The sequence below is a fragment of the Aeromicrobium sp. EU05-FHT14F07 genome, assembly GCF_058790455.1.
The window spans coordinates 13,505-33,969 of the sequence record NZ_JBYTCR010000026.1 but is presented as its reverse complement, the minus strand read 5'-3'; the positions used below and the strand labels follow the sequence as shown (position 1 = coordinate 33,969).

The 20,465-nt window shown below is 71.0% G+C and carries 21 protein-coding genes, 1 tRNA gene and 1 pseudogene; 14 read left to right on the top strand and 9 right to left on the bottom strand.

Annotated elements, in window-relative coordinates:
• The first annotated feature begins 757 nt into the window (after window positions 1–757).
• The 3 genes and pseudogenes from AC3WRM_RS17385 (at window position 758) to AC3WRM_RS17375 (ending at window position 2,377) form a co-directional block, all read left to right on the top strand.
• Window positions 758–1,018, top strand: coding sequence for a hypothetical protein (locus tag AC3WRM_RS17385; RefSeq protein ID WP_492249838.1), 261 nt, complete (start codon window positions 758–760; stop codon window positions 1,016–1,018).
• A 136-nt stretch (window positions 1,019–1,154) separates the two neighbouring features.
• A pseudogene (locus AC3WRM_RS17380) lies at window positions 1,155–1,715 on the top strand (helix-turn-helix domain-containing protein); the annotation flags it as partial.
• Between the two features lie 77 nt (window positions 1,716–1,792).
• The gene (locus AC3WRM_RS17375) at window positions 1,793–2,377 is read left to right on the top strand and encodes an integrase core domain-containing protein (RefSeq protein WP_492249837.1); all 585 of its coding nucleotides are present in this window, start codon (window positions 1,793–1,795) and stop codon (window positions 2,375–2,377) included.
• Window positions 2,378–2,411: 34 nt separating this feature from the next.
• On the opposite strand, the gene AC3WRM_RS17370 is transcribed toward AC3WRM_RS17375, so the two are convergent.
• Window positions 2,412–2,488, bottom strand: a tRNA-Pro gene (locus AC3WRM_RS17370).
• Window positions 2,489–2,498: 10 nt separating this feature from the next.
• Complete coding sequence (locus AC3WRM_RS17365; protein WP_492249836.1) at window positions 2,499–3,440, bottom strand: metallophosphoesterase; 942 nt, start codon at window positions 3,438–3,440, stop codon at window positions 2,499–2,501.
• A gap of 57 nt (window positions 3,441–3,497) precedes the next feature.
• On the opposite strand from AC3WRM_RS17365, the gene AC3WRM_RS17360 reads away from it, so the two are divergent.
• Entirely contained in the window at window positions 3,498–3,959 is a 462-nt protein-coding gene (locus AC3WRM_RS17360; protein ID WP_492249835.1) for a GatB/YqeY domain-containing protein, read from the top strand.
• Between the two features lie 63 nt (window positions 3,960–4,022).
• Here the strand turns inward: AC3WRM_RS17360 and AC3WRM_RS17355 are convergent, their stop codons facing one another.
• Window positions 4,023–6,254, bottom strand: coding sequence for a transglycosylase domain-containing protein (locus AC3WRM_RS17355; RefSeq protein WP_492249834.1), 2,232 nt, complete (start codon window positions 6,252–6,254; stop codon window positions 4,023–4,025).
• Window positions 6,255–6,471: 217 nt separating this feature from the next.
• Between AC3WRM_RS17355 and AC3WRM_RS17350 the strand changes: the two genes are divergently transcribed.
• Window positions 6,472–6,729, top strand: a complete 258-nt coding sequence (locus tag AC3WRM_RS17350; RefSeq protein ID WP_067853809.1) for a WhiB family transcriptional regulator — start codon at window positions 6,472–6,474, stop codon at window positions 6,727–6,729.
• Between the two features lie 24 nt (window positions 6,730–6,753).
• Here AC3WRM_RS17350 and bagB read toward each other — a convergent pair whose 3' ends face one another.
• From bagB to AC3WRM_RS17335, 3 genes are all read right to left on the bottom strand, one after another.
• Complete coding sequence (bagB, locus tag AC3WRM_RS17345; protein ID WP_492249833.1) at window positions 6,754–7,956, bottom strand: ATPase BagB; 1,203 nt, start codon at window positions 7,954–7,956, stop codon at window positions 6,754–6,756.
• Window positions 7,953–8,948, bottom strand: coding sequence for an ATPase BagA (bagA, locus tag AC3WRM_RS17340; RefSeq protein WP_492249832.1), 996 nt, complete (start codon window positions 8,946–8,948; stop codon window positions 7,953–7,955). The genes bagB and bagA overlap by 4 nt, the downstream gene beginning before the upstream one ends.
• A gap of 74 nt (window positions 8,949–9,022) precedes the next feature.
• Entirely contained in the window at window positions 9,023–9,562 is a 540-nt protein-coding gene (locus AC3WRM_RS17335; protein WP_492249831.1) for a hypothetical protein, read from the bottom strand.
• Between the two features lie 103 nt (window positions 9,563–9,665).
• Here AC3WRM_RS17335 and sp36 point away from each other — a divergent pair, with 103 nt between their 5' ends.
• Genes sp36 through AC3WRM_RS17315 form a run of 4 tightly spaced genes read left to right on the top strand, consistent with a single transcriptional unit; the run spans window position 9,666 to window position 11,875 of the window.
• Window positions 9,666–9,824 (top strand): Sp36 family protein, encoded by a 159-nt coding sequence (sp36, locus tag AC3WRM_RS17330; protein ID WP_144433633.1) that lies wholly within the window; start codon window positions 9,666–9,668, stop codon window positions 9,822–9,824.
• Complete coding sequence (locus AC3WRM_RS17325) at window positions 9,821–10,288, top strand: RidA family protein (RefSeq protein WP_492249830.1); 468 nt, start codon at window positions 9,821–9,823, stop codon at window positions 10,286–10,288. The genes sp36 and AC3WRM_RS17325 overlap by 4 nt, the downstream gene beginning before the upstream one ends.
• A gap of 2 nt (window positions 10,289–10,290) precedes the next feature.
• Entirely contained in the window at window positions 10,291–11,112 is an 822-nt protein-coding gene (locus AC3WRM_RS17320; RefSeq protein WP_492249829.1) for an NUDIX hydrolase, read from the top strand.
• Window positions 11,105–11,875: an MBL fold metallo-hydrolase gene (locus tag AC3WRM_RS17315; RefSeq protein WP_492249828.1), complete on the top strand. Its 771-nt coding sequence runs from the start codon at window positions 11,105–11,107 to the stop codon at window positions 11,873–11,875. The genes AC3WRM_RS17320 and AC3WRM_RS17315 overlap by 8 nt, the downstream gene beginning before the upstream one ends.
• A gap of 127 nt (window positions 11,876–12,002) precedes the next feature.
• Here the strand turns inward: AC3WRM_RS17315 and typA are convergent, their stop codons facing one another.
• The gene (typA, locus tag AC3WRM_RS17310) at window positions 12,003–13,874 is read right to left on the bottom strand and encodes a translational GTPase TypA (RefSeq protein ID WP_492249827.1); all 1,872 of its coding nucleotides are present in this window, start codon (window positions 13,872–13,874) and stop codon (window positions 12,003–12,005) included.
• 199 nt (window positions 13,875–14,073) lie between these two features.
• Between typA and AC3WRM_RS17305 the strand changes: the two genes are divergently transcribed.
• Window positions 14,074–14,529, top strand: a complete 456-nt coding sequence (locus tag AC3WRM_RS17305) for a MarR family winged helix-turn-helix transcriptional regulator (protein ID WP_492249826.1) — start codon at window positions 14,074–14,076, stop codon at window positions 14,527–14,529.
• An 8-nt stretch (window positions 14,530–14,537) separates the two neighbouring features.
• Complete coding sequence (locus AC3WRM_RS17300; RefSeq protein WP_492249825.1) at window positions 14,538–16,127, top strand: DHA2 family efflux MFS transporter permease subunit; 1,590 nt, start codon at window positions 14,538–14,540, stop codon at window positions 16,125–16,127.
• A gap of 78 nt (window positions 16,128–16,205) precedes the next feature.
• On the opposite strand, the gene AC3WRM_RS17295 is transcribed toward AC3WRM_RS17300, so the two are convergent.
• Entirely contained in the window at window positions 16,206–16,970 is a 765-nt protein-coding gene (locus AC3WRM_RS17295) for an SDR family NAD(P)-dependent oxidoreductase (RefSeq protein WP_492249824.1), read from the bottom strand.
• A 95-nt stretch (window positions 16,971–17,065) separates the two neighbouring features.
• On the opposite strand from AC3WRM_RS17295, the gene mshA reads away from it, so the two are divergent.
• From mshA to AC3WRM_RS17280, 3 genes are all read left to right on the top strand, one after another.
• Window positions 17,066–18,337: a D-inositol-3-phosphate glycosyltransferase gene (gene mshA / locus AC3WRM_RS17290; RefSeq protein WP_492249823.1), complete on the top strand. Its 1,272-nt coding sequence runs from the start codon at window positions 17,066–17,068 to the stop codon at window positions 18,335–18,337.
• Between the two features lie 6 nt (window positions 18,338–18,343).
• Window positions 18,344–18,853, top strand: a complete 510-nt coding sequence (locus tag AC3WRM_RS17285) for a type III secretion system chaperone family protein (protein ID WP_492249822.1) — start codon at window positions 18,344–18,346, stop codon at window positions 18,851–18,853.
• Window positions 18,854–19,147: 294 nt separating this feature from the next.
• Window positions 19,148–19,804 carry a DsbA family oxidoreductase gene (locus AC3WRM_RS17280; protein WP_492249821.1) on the top strand — a complete coding sequence of 219 codons (657 nt, stop codon included), beginning with the start codon at window positions 19,148–19,150 and terminating at the stop codon, window positions 19,802–19,804.
• 41 nt (window positions 19,805–19,845) lie between these two features.
• On the opposite strand, the gene AC3WRM_RS17275 is transcribed toward AC3WRM_RS17280, so the two are convergent.
• Window positions 19,846–20,439, bottom strand: a complete 594-nt coding sequence (locus tag AC3WRM_RS17275) for a hypothetical protein (RefSeq protein WP_492249820.1) — start codon at window positions 20,437–20,439, stop codon at window positions 19,846–19,848.
• Between the last annotated feature and the right edge of the window lie 26 nt (window positions 20,440–20,465).

Genomic DNA, 20,465 nt, shown 5'->3' with positions numbered 1-20,465 from the left:
CAACAACTACCGGCTACGCATGCTCCTCATCGGCGGAGGACTCGACACCCTCATCCCCACCTGAAGTACGAAGAGCCGAGAAAGCCAACGCAGCGTTCGTGCCCCGCCCGAGGCGTCCCCGAGTGTCGCTGATCGCGACGTCAGCGGACGTGTTGGCCTGATCTGCCACCATGCGCCGATCTCCTCACCGCTGGCCTGGATGCGGGGCCAGAGACCATCGCATGGCATGTAGGACGCCACCACGGAGTCTTCACCTCGCGAGCTGCCGTCGCCCGCTTCCCCGTACGAGCCGGCCTCGTCCAGCCCGAGCCGAAGAAGCGCCCCAAATGCTCGTACGTTCGCTTCCAGGCATCCCTGCCGAACGAGACCTGGCAGTCCGATCTCACCCACTACCTTCTCACCGACGGACACCGACACCGAGATCCTGACCTGACTCAATGACTGCAGCCGCGAGGCCATCCACGTCACCGCACACGCTCGGGTCACCGGCACGATCTGGCGGGTGAGGCGGGCGTAACGGCTTCGAGTCTCGGCTTTGCCAACTCCAGGTCGTTCAGAAGAACGGCCGAGCGAACCACCCGAACACCCAGGACAAGGTCGAACGCTTCTAGCAGACCCTCAAGAAGTGGCTCCGCGCCCAACCGCGACAAGCAGCCACAATTACCGAGTTCCAGAAGCTGCTCGACGACTTCGTCGATGAGTACAACCACCGTCGTCCTCACCGCTCGCTCCCACACCGCGCACCCTTCTCACCGCCATGCCCAAAGCCCTACCGGCGAACAGCCGCGACGCCGAGACCCTCGCACGCATCCGACACGACCGCATCGACACCAGCGGCGTCGTCACCCTGCGCCACGCCGGGCGACTCCACCACATCGGCATCGGCCGAACCCACGCCCGAACCCACGTCATCCTGCTCGTCCACGACCTCCACGTTCGTGTCGTCAACGCCGCCACCGGAGAACTACTTTGCGAACTCCACATCAACCCAGAACAGGACTACCAACCGCAAAAATGACAACACCCGGACCTGCGGATGCAGGTCCGGGTGTCTCCGATCTCTTGAGAGACCACATGGTCGGGGTGACAGTGTGATGGCTCAGGACATGCGCAAGGCATGTCTCAAGACATAGGCAACACTTCCGGCCACGCTGGTGGGGGTGTCGAAAGCCAAGCTCGTCATCACCGCGATCACCGTCCAGGGTCTGACGCAGGCTGAGGCAGCACGCACCTACGGACTGTCCCAGGCATGGGTCTCACGCCTCATGGCCCGCTACAGGCTCGAGGGTGAAGCCGCGTTCGAACCACGGTCCCGGCGCCCAAGGACCTCACCCAACGCCACCCCGACCGCGACCATCGCCCTCGTCGTGAAACTGCGGCACGAGCTCATGGCGGCCGGCTTGGACGCCGGGGCCGACACGATCGCCTGGCACCTCGAGCACCACCACCAGACCCCGCTGCCTCGCGCGACGATCCACCGGATCCTGACTCGACAGGGCCTGGTGACCCCCGAACCGAAGAAGAAGCCGAAGTCGGCGCTGCACCGCTTCGAAGCGTCCATGCCGAACGAGACCTGGCAATCCGACTTCACCCACTACCGCCTCGCCGATGGCACCGACACCGAGATCCTGACCTGGCTCGACGACTGCACTCGCTATGCCATCAACGTCACCGCCCATCAGGCAGTGACCGCCATCATCGTCCGCGACACCTTCCGCGAAGCCGTCAGGACCGCCGGAATCCCAGCCTCAACACTGACCGACAACGGCATGGTCTTTCCCCCGAGCACTTCGTGCAGGGAGGTGCCCCCACCACCAGGTTCGCCAGCCGGCCGGGCCGCAACGCACTCGAGAACGAGCTCCGCCGACTCCACGTCATCCAGAAGAACGGCCGAGCAAACCACCCGACCACCCAGGGCAAGGTCGAACGCTTCCAGCAGACCCTCAAGAAGTGGCTCCGCGCCCAACCGCGACAACCAGCCACAATCCCCCAGCTACAGAGCCTGCTCGACGACTTCGTCGATGAGTACAACCACCGTCGTCCTCACCGCTCGCTCCCACACCGAGCACCACCAGCCACCCTCTTCACCGCCATGCCCAAAGCCCTACCGGCGAACAGCCGCGACGCCCAGACCCACGCACGCATCCGACACGACCGCATCGACACCAGCGGCGTCGTCACCCTGCGCGTCCACGGCCGACTCCACCACATCGGCATCGGCCGAACCCACGCCCGAACCCACGTCATCCTGCTCGTCCACGACCTCCACGTCCGCATCGTCAACGCCGCCACCGGAGAACTCCTCCGCGACCTCCAAATCGACCCAGAACGCGACTACCAGCCCCAGAAACCACAAGCCCCGAACCCACATCCGTAGGTTCGGGGCTTGCCGATGTCCTGAGACATCACAATGGTCGGGGTGACAGGATTTGAACCTGCGGCCTCGTCGTCCCGAACGACGCGCGCTACCAAGCTGCGCCACACCCCGGCCGTCATCCTCAGCGGGAGGACGACCTCGACGAGTCTACCCCAGTCAGGGTGAGCAGGGTGGCCTCGGGTCGGCACGCGAACCGCACGGGGGCGAAGGGCGACGTGCCGAGCCCGCCGGACACGTGCAGCCAGGAGGGTTCGGAGTCGGCGGCCTGGTGCGTGCTGAGGCCCTTCACGCGTCGGCGGTCGAGGTCGCAGTTCGTGGCGAGCGCACCGTAGAACGGGACGCACAGCTGGCCGCCGTGGGTGTGGCCGGCCAGCACGAGTGGGTAGCCCTGGCTCGACGCGCGGTCGAGCACGCGCAGGTACGGCGCGTGGGCCACCGCGACCGCGAGCTCGGCGTCGGGGGCGAGCTCGGCCGCCGGCGGGATCGCGTCGAGGTCGTCGAGCTCGAGGTGTGGGTCGTCCACGCCCGCAAACGCCAGAGGACGTCCGCCGATGTCGAGGTGGCCCGTGGTGTTGTTCAGGTCGAGCCAGCCGGAGCCGACGAGCCCCGAGCGCAGCTCCTCGAAGGGCAGCGTGGGCTCGCGGTCCCACGAACCGCCCGCCTGGGTGCCCGTGCCGCCGACGAGGTAGCGCAGCGGGTTCTTCGGCACCGGCGCGAAGTAGTCGTTCGAGCCGAACACGAACACGCCGGGGCGCTCGAGCAGCTCGCCGTAGGACTCCAGCAGTGGCGGCACCGCGTCGTGGTGCGCCAGGTGGTCACCGGTGCTGACGACCAGGTCGGGCTCCAGGTCGGCGAGCCCGCGGAGCCAGTCGCGCTTGCGTCCCTGGCTCGGTGTCAGGTGCGCGTCGGACAGGTGGAGGATCGTCAGCGGGTCAGCGCCCGGCGCCAGGACCGGCACCGACACGTGCCGCAGGGCGAACCAGCGCGCCTCCAGCCAGCCGTACCCCACGCCGGCCGCGCCCGCGCCGACCAACCCCAGCGGTACCGCCACCGTCGCCCTCATGCGACCAGCGTAGGTCGGGACCGGGGGACCCGGCGACGTCGGTGAGAGGATGGCGCCATGGCAGCGCTCAAGGACCGACTCCGTACCGACCTCACCGCCGCGATGAAGGCCCGTGACTCCCTGCGCGCCGGCACGCTGCGCATGGTGCTCACGGCCGTCACCAATGCCGAGGTGGCCGGGAAGCAGGCGCGCGAGCTGAGCGACGACGACGTCCTCGGCGTGCTCACCTCCGAGGCCAAGAAGCGTCGCGAGGCCGCCGAGGCGTTCGACGCCGGCCAGCGTCCGGAGCTGGCGCAGAAGGAGCGTGACGAGGCCGCCGTCCTCGCCGAGTACCTGCCCGAGCAGCTCACCGCCGAGGAAGTCCGCGACCTCGTCGCCGCGACCATCGACCAGCTCGACGTGGCTGGCGACGGCATGAAGGCGATGGGCCGCGTCATGGGTGCGCTGCAGCCCCAGGTCAAGGGTCGCGCCGACGGGGGCGTCGTGGCGGCCGAGGTGAAGAAGGCGCTCGGCGCCTGACCCGTCCGGCGACGTCGTCCGGTCGGACCGCTCGGGCCCGACCGGACGTCGCAGTGCGTCCGCTCAGCGACCGGGTCGGTCGCCGCCGTTGCCGCCGCCGCGGGGCTGGTCGCCTCCGCCACGGTTGTCGCCACGGGGCTGGTCGCCGCCACGCGGTTGGTCGCCGCCGCGCTGGGCGCCACCGGTCGCCGCGGGCGGAGGGGCCGCCGCGGGCTGACGCTGCGGCGGGGCGTCGAACGTGCGCGCCGGCAGGTAGGTCTGGATGACGCCCATGGCGTCCTTCCACATGGGGCCCGAGAGGGACGAGCCGCCGGCCTGCGAGAAGTTGACGGGCACGCCGTTCAGTGTGACGCCCACCAGGCTGGCCGGGTTGTCGGCACGGTTGACGCCGGAGATCATCGCCGCCGCGGAGAGTGTCGGCGTGTAGCCGACGTACCAGACCGACTGCGCACTGTTCGTCGTACCGGTCTTGGCAGCCGAGTCGATGTTCAGTGCCGTGCCGTTCTGGAAGCCGAAGCCTCCCGGCTGCTGCACACCTCGGAGGATGTCGTTCACCTGGGCGGCGACCTCACGGCTCATGACCCGCTTGCAGCTGTCGGGGTACTTCTTCAGCACCTCGCCGTTCGCGCTGAGGATCTCGTCGACCGGTCGCGGCGTGCAGTAGGTGCCACCCGACGCCGCGGTGGCGTACGCGGCTGCCATCTCGAGGGTGCTGACGTAGGTCGAGCCGAGGGTGAAGGGACCGACGACGTCGCGCTCGGGCACCTTGATGCCCATGTCTCGGGCGGCCTTCACCGTGTTGCACAGTCCGGCGTCGCGCTCGAGCTGGGAGAAGTACGTGTTCACCGAGCGGCGCAGGCCCGTGTACATGTTGAACGTGCCCTGGCCGGTGGAGTTCTTGAGCGGCCAGGCACCGACACCGCGCCCCTGGCAGTCGAAGTACGTGCCGGCGGGCATGGTCATCGACTGCGGCGAGTTGTAGGTCTTGCCGACCGGGATGCCGCTCTTGAGCGCGGCCACGGTGGTGAACATCTTGAACGTCGAGCCGCCCTGGAAGCCGCTGGACTGGCCGAACTCCGTCGGCACCGAGAAGTTCAGGAAGGTCTGCCCGCGCTTCTCGTCGCGCCCCATCGGCCGCGACTGCGCGACGCCCCGGACGTTGCCCGTGCCGGGCTCGACCAGCGCCATCGAGCCGACCGCGCGGTCACGCGCGCCGACCCGCTTGGTGACGGCCGCGTTGATGGCCTTCTGCATGCGCACGTCGATGGTCGACTTGATGGTCAGGCCGCCCTTCTCGAGCAGCGTGCGGCGCTCGTCGACCGTCTTGCCGAGCGCCTCGTCCTCGAGGAGGTACTGGCGGATGTAGTCGCAGGAGAACGCGGCGACCGACTCGACGCAGCCGTTCGGGAACCGCGTCAGCTTCAGGTCGAGCGGGGAGGCGATCAGCTTGTCGGCCTCGGCCTGGCTGATCTTGCCCTGCGTCGCCATGACCTGGATGACCGTGTTGCGGCGCTGGAGCGCGCGCTCGGGGTAGATGCGCGGGTTGAACTGCTCGGGGTTCTTCACCAGGCCGGCGAGCGTGGCGGCCTGCTTGACCGACAGCTTCTCCGGCGGCACCGAGAAGTAGTGGTACGCGGCGGCGTTGATGCCGTAGGCGCTGTCGCCGAAGTAGGCGATGTTCAGGTAGCGCTCCAGGATGTCCTTCTTGGAGTGCTCCTCCTCGTACTTGATGGCGAGCTTCAGCTCGCGCACCTTGCGCGCCGTCGACTTTTCCGTGGCGGCCTTGATCTGCTCGCGCGTGGTGGCCTGCTGCACCAGCGACAGCTTGACCAGCTGCTGCGTGATGGTCGAGCCGCCCTGGGTCTGGCCGTCCGAGGCGTTGTTGACCAGGGCGCGCAGGGTGCCCTTGAGGTCGAGCGCGCCGTGTTCGTAGAAGCGGTTGTCCTCGATCGAGACGATCGCCTCCTGCATCGTCTTGGCGATGCTGTCGAGGGGGACGTCCTGGCGGTTCTCCTCGTAGAAGTAGGCGAGGAGGCTGCCGTCGGACGCGTAGAGGCGCGTGGTCTGCGGGTTGGGCGTGTCGTTGAGCTCGAGCGGCAGGTCGACGACGTCGCGCGTGACGTCGTTCGCCGTCGCGGCGAAGAACGCGGTGCCGGGGATGACCACGGCCGCCGAGAGCACGCCTGCGGCGACGGCGAGCACGATCATCGTGCCGATCAGCGAGGCGCGGCTGGACGTGCGCGGCGGTGTCTGGGCGATCCGCCGGACGTTGTCGGTGAGGTCGTCCCAAGGCATACGCCCCAGGATACGGGCCGATCCTGAGGATCCACGGAGGCGCGGACGGGCGTCGATCCTTCCCCGCCGCCACCAGTGCGCCCAGGACCATAGTCCCTTCGGGCCATGTGAAGTTGGGCACTGTGGAGTCTGCCGCCGGATCGCCCGGATCCTTAGCGTTCTCTTTGTTAGAGAAACCTTGTCGGCCTCGGGGCCGGCTCTCGGGAGGTTGATCACCATGGGGTGGAACGAGAACTGGGCGGGTCAAGCCGCCTGTCGTGGCAAGTCCGACGCGCTGTTCGTCAAGGGCGCCGAGCAGAACCGGGCCAAGCAGGTCTGCGGTTCGTGCAACGTCCGGGCCGAGTGCCTGGCCGAGGCGCTCGACAACCGCATCGAGTGGGGCGTGTGGGGCGGCATGACGGAGCGCGAGCGTCGCGCCCTGCTGCGTCGTCGCCCGAACGTGGCTGCCTGGCGCAGCGTCCTGCAGACCGCCTGACGACCGGACCCCTGCGCCGGACGCTCAGCGTCCGGCGATCAGGTCGCCGATGCGGCGCAGGCCTTCGAGGTCGTGGACGTCGGTGGGCAACGCCGCCACGGGCACGGTCGGCACCGTCGGGTGGCTGCCGGTGAACCGGCGCTGCACCTTCTCCTCGCGCGCGGCGACGCGCTCGCGGTCGGCGTGCACGTCGAGCAGCTCGGCGACCGGCTCCTCGCCGGCGGCGCGCAGCCGCGCGGCGCCGCTCTCGGCGTCGGCGGCGGTGAGACCTCCGGCGGCCCGCTCGTGCACGCGGTTGACCACGAGCCCGGCCAGCGGCATGTCCTCCTCGGCGAGCCGCTCGACGAAGTAGGCGGCCTCGCGCATCGCGTCGGCTTCCGGGGCCGCGACCACCAGGAACGCCGTGCCGTCGGCCTGCAGCAACGAGTAGGTGGCCTCGGCGCGCTGGCGGAAGCCGCCGAAGAGCGTGTCGAAGGCGGCCACGAACGTCTGCACGTCCGACAGCACCTGCGCGCCGAGCACCTTGTTCAGGGCGCTGGTGACGATGCCGAACCCGGCGCTCAGCAGTCGCGCGGGACCCTTGGCGGGAGCGAGCAGCAGCTTGATGAAGCGACCGTCGAGCAGGCTCGACAGCCGCTCGGGCGCGTCGAGGAAGTCGAGTGCCGACCGCGACGGCGGCGTGTCGACCACGATGAGGTCCCAGTCGGGGACGTCGGGGTCCTCGCTCGCGGCGGCGTGCAGCTGCCCGAGCTTCTCCATCGCCATGTACTCCTGGGTGCCCGCGAACGAGCTCGACAGCGCGACGTAGAACGGGTTCTGCAGGATCTGCTGCGCCTTCTCCGGCGTCGCGTGCGCCTCGACGACCTCGTCGAAGGTGCGCTTCATGTCGAGCATCATGGCGTCGAGCGACCCACCCGCGGACGTGTCGACCTCGGCCACCGGACGGGGGACGTTGTCGAGCTCGGTGAGGCCCATCGACTGCGCGAGCCGGCGCGCCGGGTCGATGGTGAGGACGCACACGCGCCGTCCCTGCTCGGCTGCGCGCAACGCGAGCGCCGCCGACGTCGTGGTCTTGCCGACGCCGCCGGAGCCGCAGCAGACGATGATCCGGGTGCCACGGTCGGCCAGCAGCGCGTCGACGTCGACGCGTCCGGCCCGGGACCCAGGAAGGCCGCGTGCCGGCGTACGGGAGCGGCGGGTGGCGGCCGTGGCGGGACGCTTGCTCATCGCGTCGTCCTCATCGCGTCGTCTCCCGGGGTCGAGGTGCCGATCGTGTCGCGCAGCACGCGTGCCAGCTCGAAGAGCGCCCCCTGGTCGACGCCGTCGCCGAGCAGCGGGAGCTCCACGACCGGCCGGCCGCAGTCGCCGATCACCTCGCGCTGCTCCTCCTGCAGCACCTGCCGCTCGACGTGGGCGCGGGCCTGGTCGAGCAGGGGACCGGCGGCGTCGGGGGAGAGCGAGACGGACCGTAGGGCCGTGGCGACCGTCTCCTCGTCGAGGGTGCCGGAGGCGAGCGCGTCGCGGGTCGGCGCGGTCACGAGCTCAGGTCGCACGAGGTTCAGCAGCACGTGGCCGACGGGCAGGTCGGCCGCCTCGAGCTCCGCGATCCCGTCGAGGGTCTCCTGCACGGGCATCTCCTCGAGCACGGTGACGAGGTGCACCTGGGTGCTGGGGGCGCGCATGAGCTGCATGATCGACTCGGCCTGCCGCTTGATCGGACCCACCTTCGCGAGCCCGGCCACCTCGCGGTTGACGTTGAGGAACCGCGTGATGCGTCCCGTGGGCGGGGCGTCCATGACGATCGCGTCGTAGCGGTCGGTCCCGGTACGGCGCGCCACCTCGTAGACCTTGCCGGTGAGGAGCACGTCGCGCACGCCCGGGGCGATGGTGGTGGCGAAGTCGATGATCCCGAACTTGTCGAGCGCCTTGCCGGCCCGGCCGAGCCGGTAGAACATCTGCAGGTACTCCAGCAGCGCCGCCTCGGGGTCGATGGCGAGCGCGTGCACGGCTCCGCCGTCCAGCCCGTTGGCGATCCGGCGCTCCTCGTAGGGCAGCGGGGCGACGTCGAAGAGCTGCGCGATGCCCTGACGACCCTCCACCTCGCACAGCAGCACCCGGCGGCCGCGGGCGGCGAGCGACGTGGCCAGCGCGGCGGCCACCGTGGTCTTGCCGGTGCCTCCCTTGCCGGTCACGACGTGCAGCGGGGTCCAGAGGGTCACACGTCGAGGGTATCGACGCGCCGCGCAGGTGCGAGCCGAACGACGGTGAGGAGGCCCACGCCCGGGCCGGGCTCTCAGCTGGCGCGGCGACGCGTGGCGGAGGAGCCGCGGGCGGGCGGCGGTGTGCGCCGTGCCGCGGGGCGTCCTCCCGAGGCGCGTTTCGCCGCGGGTCGGGCGCGCGCGGCGGTGGAGCGCTGGGCTGGAGCCGGACGTCGCGCGGGCGCCTTGCCCTTCGTGCCCGACGTCCGCGGACGGGCGGTCGAGGCGGTCGCCGTGCGGCGCGGCGCCCGGGCCGGAGGCTTCCGGGCCGCGGACCGCCCCGACCTCCCGGCCTGCCTCGAGCGCGAAGGGCGCGGTCGCACCAGGGCCAGCACGACGTCGACGACGACGAGGACGACGTAGACGGCAGCCGCCACGGCGAGGAACCAGGTGACCGGGTTGCCCAGCAGGAAGTCGCGCGTCGTCCCGGTGGGGGTCAGCGGCGGCAGCTCGGTGCGCTCGTCGCCCGTCATGGAGACGACCTGCAGGAGGAACGGCAGCACCTTCGTCACCCCGACGAGCGCAGCCGAGACCACGAGGGCACGACCGATCCGTGTCGGGGGGAAGATCGACATGGGGCGAGCCTTCCACGACCCCGGGCCTCCTGTCCCGCGAACCGCGAGGATGTGACCACCCTCGCCGACACCCGTCCGGACCGCGCGCCGCTACAGTCGGTCCATGACGCAGTGGGAGTACCTGACCGCACCGGTGCTGGTGCACGCGACCAAGCAGATCCTCGACAACTTCGGCCGTGACGGCTGGGAGCTCGTGCAGATCGTGCCGGGCATGAACCCCGAGAACCTCGTGGCCTACTTCAAGCGGCCGGTCCAGTCGTGAGCGAGGGCACCGTCGAGCAGCGGCTGGCCGACCTCGGCCTGACCCTGCCGGAGGTGGCGGCGCCCCTCGCGTCGTACGTGCCGGCGGTGCGCTCCGGCGCCCACGTGTTCACGGCGGGCCAGCTGCCGCTGTCCTCCGGCGAGCTCGTCGCGACCGGCAAGGTCGGGGGAGAGGTGTCCGCCGAGGAGGCCCAGGTCGCGGCCCGCCAGTGCGCGCTCAACGCCCTCGCTGCGGTCAAGTCCGTCGTCGGCTCGCTCGACGCCGTGCGTCGGGTCGTCAAGGTCACCGTCTTCGTGGCCAGCACCCCCGACTTCACGGGTCAGCCCGTCGTCGCGAACGGCGCCAGCGAGCTGCTGGGCGACGTCTTCGGCGACGCCGGTCGCCACGCCCGCAGCGCCGTGGGCGTTCCGGTGCTGCCGATCGATGCACCCGTCGAGGTCGAGCTCGTCGTCGAGGTCGACTGACCGTGCGGGTGCCGATCCCGGACGTGTTCCGCGACCGCGTCGCCACCTGGGACGGCACCCCGGCGCCGACGCGCGCCGCGGCGACCATCGCCCTCGTGCGTCCAGGCGCGGGCGGGCCCGAGACCTACCTGCTGCGTCGTCAGCAGACGATGGCGTTCGCGCCGGGCATGTACGTCTTCCCCGGTGGTGGTCTGCAGGAGTCCGACCGCGAGGTGGTGGGCTGGGTCGGGCCGTCGTCGCGGGAGTGGGGCGAGCGGCTCGGCTGCGACCCCGACACCGCGCGCGCCCTCGTGGTCGCGGCGGTGCGCGAGACGTTCGAGGAGTCCGGGATCCTCTTCGCGGGTGCCGACGAGCACTCCGTCGTCGCCGACACCTCCTCGCCGGAGCTGCAGAAGGCCCGGCTCGACCTCGACGCAGGCGAGCTGAGCTTCGGCGACTTCCTCGGCTCTCGTGACCTGGTGCTGCGCTCGGACCTCGTCGGCGCGTGGTCGCACTGGATCACGCCAGCGTTCGAGCCGCGCCGCTACGACACCCGCTTCTTCGTCGCCGCCGTGCCGCGGGGACAGAGCGTCGGCACCTTGCCCGGTGAGGCCGATCGCGCGACGTGGGCGTCGATCGCGTCGGTGCTGGAGGCCGTCACGGCGGGCGAGGCGGCCATGCTGCCGCCCACCTGGGTCACCTGCCGCGAGCTGGCGCAGGCCGACCCGGCCACGCTGGTGGCCGACGCGCAGGCGCGCGTGGTCCGTCCGATCGAGCCGCAGCTCGTCCAGGTCGACGGCGAGTGGTTCCTGGACAACCCGATCGAGGAGGAGACCCATGGGTGAGCCGGTCGAGGTCACCGAGCGCGCCAGCGTGGTGCGCGCGGACAACCCGGGCATCATGACGCTCGAGGGGACGAACACGTGGATCCTGCGGGAGCCCGGAGCGCGCCGGTCGGTCGTGGTCGATCCCGGACCCGACGACCCTGCCCACCTCGACGCGGTGCTGGCCGCGGCGGGCGAGGTCGGGCTGGTGCTGTACACGCACCACCACGGCGACCACACCGACGCGTTCGACACCATGCGTGAGCGCACGGGAGCACCCGCCCGGGCGGTGACCGACCGGTTCTGCGCCGACGCCATGCCGCTGGCCGACGGCGAGGAGCTCGACGTCGACGGCCTGCGCCTCGTGGTGCTGCTGACGCCGGGCCACACGCGCGACTCCGCCTGCCTGCGCCTGGTCGACGAGGCCACCGTCCTCACCGGCGACACCGTGCTCGGCCGCGGCACCACGGTCGTGGCCCACCCCGACGGCGCGCTGGGCCCCTACCTCGACTCCCTCGCGCAGCTGCGTCAGCTCGTGGAGGAGGGCTGCGCCGACCGGATCCTGCCCGGCCACGGGCCGGTCGTCGACGAGCCGGGCGCGGTGCTCGACCACTACCTCGACCACCGCGAGGAGCGTCTCGACCAGGTGCGGGCCGCGGTCGCGGCCGGCCACGACACCCCGCGTGCCGTCGTCGAGCACGTCTACGCCGATGTCGACCCGGTCCTCTGGGACGCCGCCGAGCTCAGCGTCCGCGCCCAGCTGGAGTACCTCCAGGAGTCCTAGTCCCGGCGTCTCGGACACTTCCGGGGCGTGTGAGGCGCCTTCAGTGCCCCGCAAACGTCCACGACCAGCACTGACGCCGACGGGCGCCTCCCGGGTGGGAGACGCCCCGTCGGGCGGGTGCGGCAGGTCAGCGGCGCGACTTCGCGGCGCGGGCGCGCTCGGAGACGTTGAGGATGACCTTGCGGATGCGCACGTGCGAGGGGGTCACCTCGACGCACTCGTCTTCGCGGCAGAACTCCAGGCACTGCTCGAGCGACAGCTTCTTCGGGGGGATGACCTTCTCGAAGTTGTCCGACGTCGCCGAGCGGATGTTGGTCTGCTTCTTCTCCTTGGTGATGTTGACGTCCATGTCGTCGTCACGGGAGTTCTCGCCGACGATCATGCCCTCGTAGACCTCGGTCGCAGGCTCGACGAACAGCACGCCGCGCTCCTGCAGGTTGGTCATCGCGAACGACGTGACCGCGCCGGCCCGGTCGGCGACCAGCGAGCCCGACGGGCGGGTCGAGATGTCGCCGAACCACGGCTCGTAGCCCTCGGAGATGTGGTGGGCGATGCCCGTGCCGCGGGTGTCGGTCAGGAACTCGGTGCGGAAGCCGATCAGGCCGCGAGCCGGCACTAGGAACTCCATCCGGACCCAGCCGGTGCCGTGGTTGATCATCTGCTCCATGCGACCCTTGCGGACCGCGAGCAGCTGCGTGATGGTGCCGAGGTACTCCTCGGGCGCGTCGATGGTCAGGCGCTCGACCGGCTCGTGCAGCTTGCCGTCGATCTCCTTCGTGACCACCTGCGGCTTGCCGACCGTGAGCTCGTAGCCCTCACGACGCATCTGCTCGACGAGGATCGCCAGGGCCAGCTCGCCGCGACCCTGCACCTCCCACGCGTCGGGGCGGTCGGTCGGGAGCACCCGGATCGACACGTTGCCGATGAGCTCGGAGTCGAGACGGTCCTTCACGAGACGGGCGGTGACCTTCGTGCCCTTCTCGCGGCCGGCGAGCGGCGACGTGTTCGTGCCGATCGTCATCGAGATGGCCGGCTCGTCGACGTGGATGAGCGGCAGGGCGACCGGGTTCTCCGGGTCGGCCAGCGTCTCGCCGATGTTGATCTCCGAGATGCCCGCGATCGCGACGATGTCGCCGGGGCCCGCCGACTCGCCGGGCTTGCGCTCGAGCGCCTCGGTGACGAGCAGCTCGGTGATCTTGACCCGCTCGGTCGAGCCGTCGCGCTTCATCCACGCGACCTGCTGGCCCTTCTTGAGCGTGCCCTCCTTGACGCGCACGAGCGCCAGGCGGCCGAGGAAGGGCGAGGAGTCGAGGTTGGTGACGTGCGCCTGCAGCGGCGCGCCCTCGGTGTACTCGGGGGCCGGCACCGCGTCCAGGATCGTCTGGAACAGCGGGACGAGGTTGTCGTTGTCGGGCAGGCCGCCGTCGGCGGGCTGCTCGAGCGAGGCGCGACCGGCCTTCGCCGACGCGTACACGACGGGGAAGTCGAGCGCGTCGTCGCCGGCGTCGTCGGGCAGGAGGTCGAGGAACAGGTCGTAGGTCTCGTCGACGACCTCGGCGATGCGCGAGTCGGGACGGTCGACCTTGTTGACGACCAGGATCACCGGCATCTTCGCGGCGAGGGCCTTGCGGAGCACGAAGCGGGTCTGGGGCAGCGGCCCCTCCGACGCGTCGACGAGCAGCACCACGGCGTCGACCATCGAGAGGCCGCGCTCGACCTCGCCACCGAAGTCGGCGTGGCCGGGGGTGTCGATGATGTTGATGGTGACGCCGCCCTCGGGGGCGCCGGGGCCCTCGTAGCGGACGGCGGTGTTCTTCGCGAGGATGGTGATGCCCTTCTCGCGCTCGAGGTCACCGGAGTCCATGACTCGGTCGGTGACCTCCTGGTGCTCGGCGTAGGCACCCTGCTGCTGGAGCATGGCGTCGACCAGGGTGGTCTTGCCGTGGTCGACGTGGGCGACGATCGCGACGTTGCGCAGATCGTGACGGCGGCTGGACATGCAGGAAGTTCCTCGCGCTGGATGAGTGGGAGCGCTCGGACCGAGCGCGTCGACGGGCCTGGCACGGAGTGCGGCCTCGAGAAGTCTAGTCGCCCCGTGGGTGTGCTCCTGCCACCAGCGTTGAGGTAGCGTCCAGAAATAGATGCACGTCACAATCATCGCGTTGCTGCAATGGTTGCGTCTGCGTTAGCATCGTGCGGTGACCACCGACAGGAACGACGTGTACGAGCGGCTCGAGCTGTTCGTCCAGCGCCTCATGAGCTGCGTGCACGCGGAGGGGCTCGACCAGCTGGTCGAGCTCGACCTGTCGATGACGCAGGCCCGCGCCATGTTCACCGTGGCGCTCGCCGACCGACCTCTCGCGATCAACGAGATCGCGACGTCGATCGGCCTCTCGGTCGCGGCCGCCGGTCGCACCGTCGACCAGCTCGTGAAGCTCGGCACGCTCGAGCGGCACGAGAGCCCCGACGACCGTCGCGTGAAGCTCGTCGGCCTCACGAAGCGCGGCTTTGACGCCGTCGACCAGCAGCTGGAGCACAAGCGCCGCGCCCTGCGGGTCGTCGCCGAACGGCTCCACCCCGACCACGCCGAGGACCTGCACCGGGTCCTCGGCCAGATCCTCGAGAGCGATGCTCTGCGAGCGGCAGAGAAGTAAGGAACCCCATGTCTGAAACGACCACCAGCGCCGGTGGTGCGACGTCGTCGGTCCCCGACGACGACCGCATCACCCCCGACATCCTGAAGGTGGCCGGCGTCGTCGTGCTCGGCGCCATCATGTCGATCCTCGACATCACCGTCGTCAACGTCGCCCTGCCGACGTTCCAGAAGGCCTTCGACGTCACCGAGCTCTCCACGGTCGCGTGGTCGGTCACCGGCTACACCCTGGCGCTCGCGGCCGTCATCCCGCTCACCGGCTGGGCAGCCGACCGCTTCGGCACCAAGCGTCTGTACATGACCGCGATCGCGCTGTTCACGATCGGCTCCGTCCTCTGCGCCTCCGCCTGGAGCATCGAGTCGCTCGTCGCGTTCCGCGTGCTCCAGGGTCTCGGCGGCGGCATGCTCATGCCGCTCGGCATGACGATCATGACCAAGGCGGCGGGCCCGCACCGCATGGGCCGCCTCATGGCGATCCTCGGTGTCCCGATGCTGCTCGGCCCGATCATGGGCCCGATCCTCGGTGGGCTCCTGATCAAGTTCGCCTCGTGGCACTGGATCTTCCTCATCAACCTGCCCCTCGGCATCGCCGCGCTGGTCTACGCCTGGCGGATCCTGCCCAAGGACAGCGCCCAACCGAGCGAGTCGTTCGACGTCGTGGGCATGCTGCTCATGTCGCCCGGCCTCGCGCTGTTCCTGTTCGGTGTCTCCTCCATCCCGGAGACCGGCACGGTCCAGTCCACCCGGGTGCTCGTGCCCGCGATCATCGGCGCGCTGCTCATCGTCAGCTTCGTGCTGTGGGCGTTCAAGCCGAAGCACCCGCTGCTCGACCTGCGCCTGTTCAAGGACCGCAACCTCGCCGTCGCCACCATCACGATGTTCCTGTTCGTCGGCGCGTTCTTCGGAACCTTGCTGCTGGTGCCGACGTACTTCCAGGAGGTGCGGGGCGAGAGCGTGCTGAAGGCCGGCTTCCTCGTTGCGCCGCAGGGCATCGGCGCCATGCTGACCATGCCGATCGCCGGCACGCTCGTGGACCGCATGCCGGTCGGCCGCATCGTGCCGTTCGGCTTCGTCGGCATCATCGTCGGTGTGGTCGGCCTGTCCGCCAGCACCGACCCGAGCACGCCGCTCTGGCACGTCATGGCGTGGCTGTTCATCATGGGCCTCGGCATGGGCGGCACGATGATGCCGATCTTCACGTCGGCGCTGAAGACGCTCAAGGCGCACGACGTCGCCCGCGGCTCGACGCTCATCAACGTCGTGCAGCAGGTCGCCAGCTCGATCGGCATCGCCGTAATGACGGTGCTGCTGACCAACGGCTTCAAGGACTCCTCAGCCGTGGTCGCCGGTCAGGCCATCGCCGACGCCGAGCGTGCCGGGACGCAGCCGCCGGCTGCCGCGCTGGAGACGGCGCAGCGCCTCGGTGACGGATTCCAGGCGACGGTCCTGCAGGACATGGCTGACGCGTTCCACCACACCTACCTGGTGGCGCTCGCGCTCATCGTCGTCGCTCTCGTCCCGGTGGCGTTCATGCCGCGCAAGCGCGAGGCGTCGCACCTGCTCGACGACGAGGGTCGCGCGCCCGTCGTCGTGCACTGACACCCGCTCGACGACGAGGGCCCCGCACCGACTGGTGCGGGGCCCTCGTGCGTCCTCTCCCGCTGCGGGGCGGCGAGGTCAGGAGGTGCGGTGCACCTTGTGCTGGGAGGCCTGCGCGATCGGCTTGACGACCACGAGGTCGACGTTGACGTGCTGGGGCCGGGTGGCCACCCAGGCGACCACGTCGGCGACGTCGTCGGCCGTGAGGGGCTCGTCGACGCCCCGGTACACGGCGTCGGCGCGGTCGGCGTCGCCGTCGAAGCGGGTGAGCGCGAATTCCTCCGTGCGCACCATGCCGGGCGCGACCTCGCACACCCGCACCGGACGCCCGAGCAGCTCCAGACGCAGCGTCTCGGTCATCACGGCCACGCCGTGCTTGGCAGCCGTGTACCCACCGCCGCCCTCGTAGGCGATGCGGCCGGCCGTCGACCCGATGTTGAGCACTGTGCCGGCCCCGCTCGCCTCGAGCGCCGGCAGCAGCGCGCGGGTGACCTGCAGCGTGCCGATGACGTTCGTCTCGTACATGGCGCGCCAGTCGTCAGGGTCGGCCGACTCGACGGGATCGAGACCGATCGCGCCTCCGGCGTTGTTCACCAGCAGGCTCACGGCCGGTCCCGCCGCCTCGGCGAGCGCGGCCACCTGGTCGGCGTCGGTGACGTCGCACGGCACGGCGACGCCGTCGATCTCGGCGGCCAGCGCCTCGATCCGCTCGACCCGGCGCGCGGCGCACACCACGCGGTAGCCGGCGCGCGCGAGGTGACGGGCCGACGCGGCCCCGATGCCGCTGCTGGCACCCGTGACGACGGCGACGGGACGGACGGTGCTCGGGCTCGACTCGACCATGCGCCCATCGTCCCACCCGCTCGGACGCGCGGCGCGGCACCCGTCGGCGGAGGGGGAGCGCTGCGCCGCTGGGCGGGCCGGGCCAAGATGGTGCGGTGACCTCCTTCCCGCTGCCGCGCCGCGTGGCCATGCTCTCGGCGCACACGTCGCCCCTGGAGCAGCCCGGCAGCGGCGACGCGGGTGGGATGAACGTGTACGTGCTCGAGCTCTCGCGACGGCTCGCGGCCCGCGGCGTCGAGGTCGAGGTGTTCACGCGGGCCACGTCGCGGCACCTCCCGCCCGCGGTCGAGGCGTCGCCCGGTGTCGTCGTGCGCCACGTGACCGCCGGTCCGTTCGAGGGCCTCACCAAGGACGACCTGCCCAGCCAGCTCTGCGGGTTCGTGCGCGACGTGCTGCGCGCCGAGGTCGAGCAGGGCCCCCACCACTTCGACCTCGTGCACAGCCACTACTGGCTGTCCGGGCAGGTCGGCACCGTCGCGGCCGAGCGGTGGGCGGTCCCACTCGTGCACACCATGCACACGATGGCCAAGGTCAAGAACGCCCACCTCGCCGAGGGCGACCGCGCCGAGCCGATCGGCCGCGTCGTCGGCGAGGAGGAGATCGTCCGCCTCGCCGACCGTCTCGTCGCGAACACCGAGGAGGAGCGCCGCGAGCTGCTCGACCTCTACGCGGCCGACCCCGCCCGGGTCGACGTGGTGCACCCCGGCGTCGACCTCGAACGCTTCCGTCCGGGCAGCCGCGACGAGGCCCGCGCGGCCCTCGGTCTGCGCCCCGACGCGGCCGTGCTGCTGTTCGCCGGCCGCATCCAGCCGTTGAAGGCGCCCGACGTGGTGCTGAGGGCCGCGGCGGACCTCCTCCTCCGCGACCCCGCCCTGCGCGACCGGCTGCAGGTCGTGGTGGTCGGCGGAGCGTCCGGCAGCGGCCTCGACCGGCCCACGTCGCTCGTCGACCTGGCCGCCGAGCTCGGGATCGCCGACGTCGTCCGGCTCGAGCCGGCGGTGACCCAGGACGTGCTGGCCTCCTGGTACGCGGCGGCCGACGTCGTGTGCGTGCCGTCGCACAACGAGTCGTTCGGGCTCGTCGCCATCGAGGCGCAGGCCTGCGGGACGCCCGTCGTCGCAGCCCGCGTCGGCGGCCTCTCCACGGCCGTCGCCGACGGCGTCAGCGGCGTCCTCGTCGACGGGCACGACCCGCACGACTACGCCGACGCCCTGCACCCGCTGCTGACCGACCGCGCGCTGCGCGACGACTTGGGCGCGAAGGCCGTCGCGCACGCGTCCGGCTTCGGCTGGGACGCCACGGTCGACCGGGTGCTCGAGGTGTACGCGCGCGCCACCGCGGCCCGCGCCGGACGGAAGGACGGGTGAGCGAGCGTGAGTGACGACCTGACGACCGACCAGCGGCACGCGCTCGAGGTGATCCTCGACGCCGTCGCGCAGGCCGGCCTCGACCACGTGCGCCACGGGCTCACCGTCGTCGAGGTCGACCTGCCGGGCGAGCGGAAGCTCAAGACCACCACGCGGCTGGAGGTCAACCGGCACTCCCTCGGCGTGCACGCCTTCGTCGCCCGCAACCCCGACGAGAACCACGAGGGCGTCTACCGCTGGCTGCTCGAGCGCAACCTCAAGCTCTACGGCGTCGCCTTCGCCATCGACTCCGCCGGCGACATCTACCTCGACGGCCGCCTCCCCCTCGCCTCCGTCACCCACGAGGAGATCGACCGGCTGCTCGGGTCGGTGCTCGCCGCCTCCGACGACTCCTTCAACACCATCCTCGAGCTCGGCTTCGCCTCCTCGATCCGCAAGGAGTGGGAATGGCGCGAGGCGCGGGGCGAGTCCACCGCGAACCTCGCCGCCTTCGCGCACCTGCGGCCGAAGGGCTGAGAGCTGGGGGCTGGGTCGGCGTGACCTTGCTGCTGCGCTGGCCGCACGGATCTGTCTGCGTTCGCGTTGCCCTGGCGACACGAACGCAGAGACATCCGTCTCCCCACCCCGACGGCGTGCAAGACTCTGCGTTCGCGCGTGCGAGGTCGAACGCCGCTGCGTCCCCGACGGGATCCCGTAGCGAACGCATCATCCTCGACCCTCCCGCACACGAACGCAGCATCCTGCATCGGCCGTGGGGTCAAGGGTGGGAGATCGCTCGCGCACCTTCGCCGTCAGCGTAGGTTGGGTCGGGTGAAGGCGACCGTGTTCTGCGACGTGACCGACCCGTGGTCCTACGTGGGTGCGACCCGGTTCGAGCGCGCGGCGGGCATGTTCACGATCCTCGTCGGCGAGCCGGTCGAGGTCGCGTTCCGTGCCCGGCTGCTCGATCCGGATGCGCCGAGCTCAGGACGTGCTCTGCGCGAGGTGCAGGCCGAGCGGCTCGGCGGTGAGGACAAGGTCGACCTCGTCGACGCTCAGGTGACCGCGGCCGCCCGGATCAGCGGCATCGAGCTGAACCTCGTCGAGGCGGTGGAGGCGAACAGTCTCGACGCCTGGCGGCTGCTGACCTGGGCCGACGAGGCGGCGCCGGGAGCGCAGCGCGAGCTCATCCACCAGCTCTGGCGGGCCCACCTCCTCGAGGGCGCCGACGTCGCCGACCCGCTCGTGCTCGCCAGCCGCGCGGCGCTGGTCGGGCTCGACCTCGAGACGGCCGACGCGCTGCTCGCCAGCGACGAGTACGCCGACGCCGTGCGCACGCAGGACGAGACCGCCCGGTCGCTGGGCGTCACGCAGCTTCCCTACGTCGTCGTCGAGCACCGCTGGACCCTCGCCGGGCCGCAGTCGCAGGACGACTACGTGCAGGCGCTGCACCAGATCTACGGGGAGTGGCGCGAGTCCCCCACCTGAGCCCGCACCGCCTGAGACTGCACCGTCTGAGACCGGGGTCCTCACGGTCCGCGGCGCTCGTCGGCGAGGGCGTCGAGGTAGGCCCGCCCGCGCGGTGACACCCGGTAGCCGACGTCGAGGCTCTCCGTGAGCCCGAGCTCCTTGAGCCGTCGCACGTCGGCCTTCAGCCGGGGCTTCTCGCGACCGGCGTGGTCGGCGAGGACCTGGGCGGGCGCGGCCGGGTGCTGCTCCACGAGGCGGAGCAGCTCGGTCGTCCAGGGGCCGCGGCGGCTGCGCGCGTCGATCACCGCCAGGGCGTCGCGGATCTCGCTGACGGCAGCCGCGTCGAGGTCGGCGTCCTGGCGCAGGGAGACCCGAGGGTCGGCGCCGGCGAGCCCGAGGCGGATGCGGTACAGGGGGCCGTCGCGACCACGCAACGGTGCCAGGAGCTCCTCCCGGCTGGCGGCCCCGGCGTCGCGCACGTCGTCGGCGGTCACCTGCGCGGTCGTGATCGGCTCGACGGCGTGGACGGCGAGCTCGCCGACGGCGGTGCGCAGCCGGCCGCCCGCCCGCACCGTGGGCCGCCGCCACCGCCGCAGCTGGACGGTCACGTCGCCGGCGGCGATCCGGTCGAGCACGGCACGGGCGATCAGCACAAGACCCATGCTGCCCGCGACGTCGG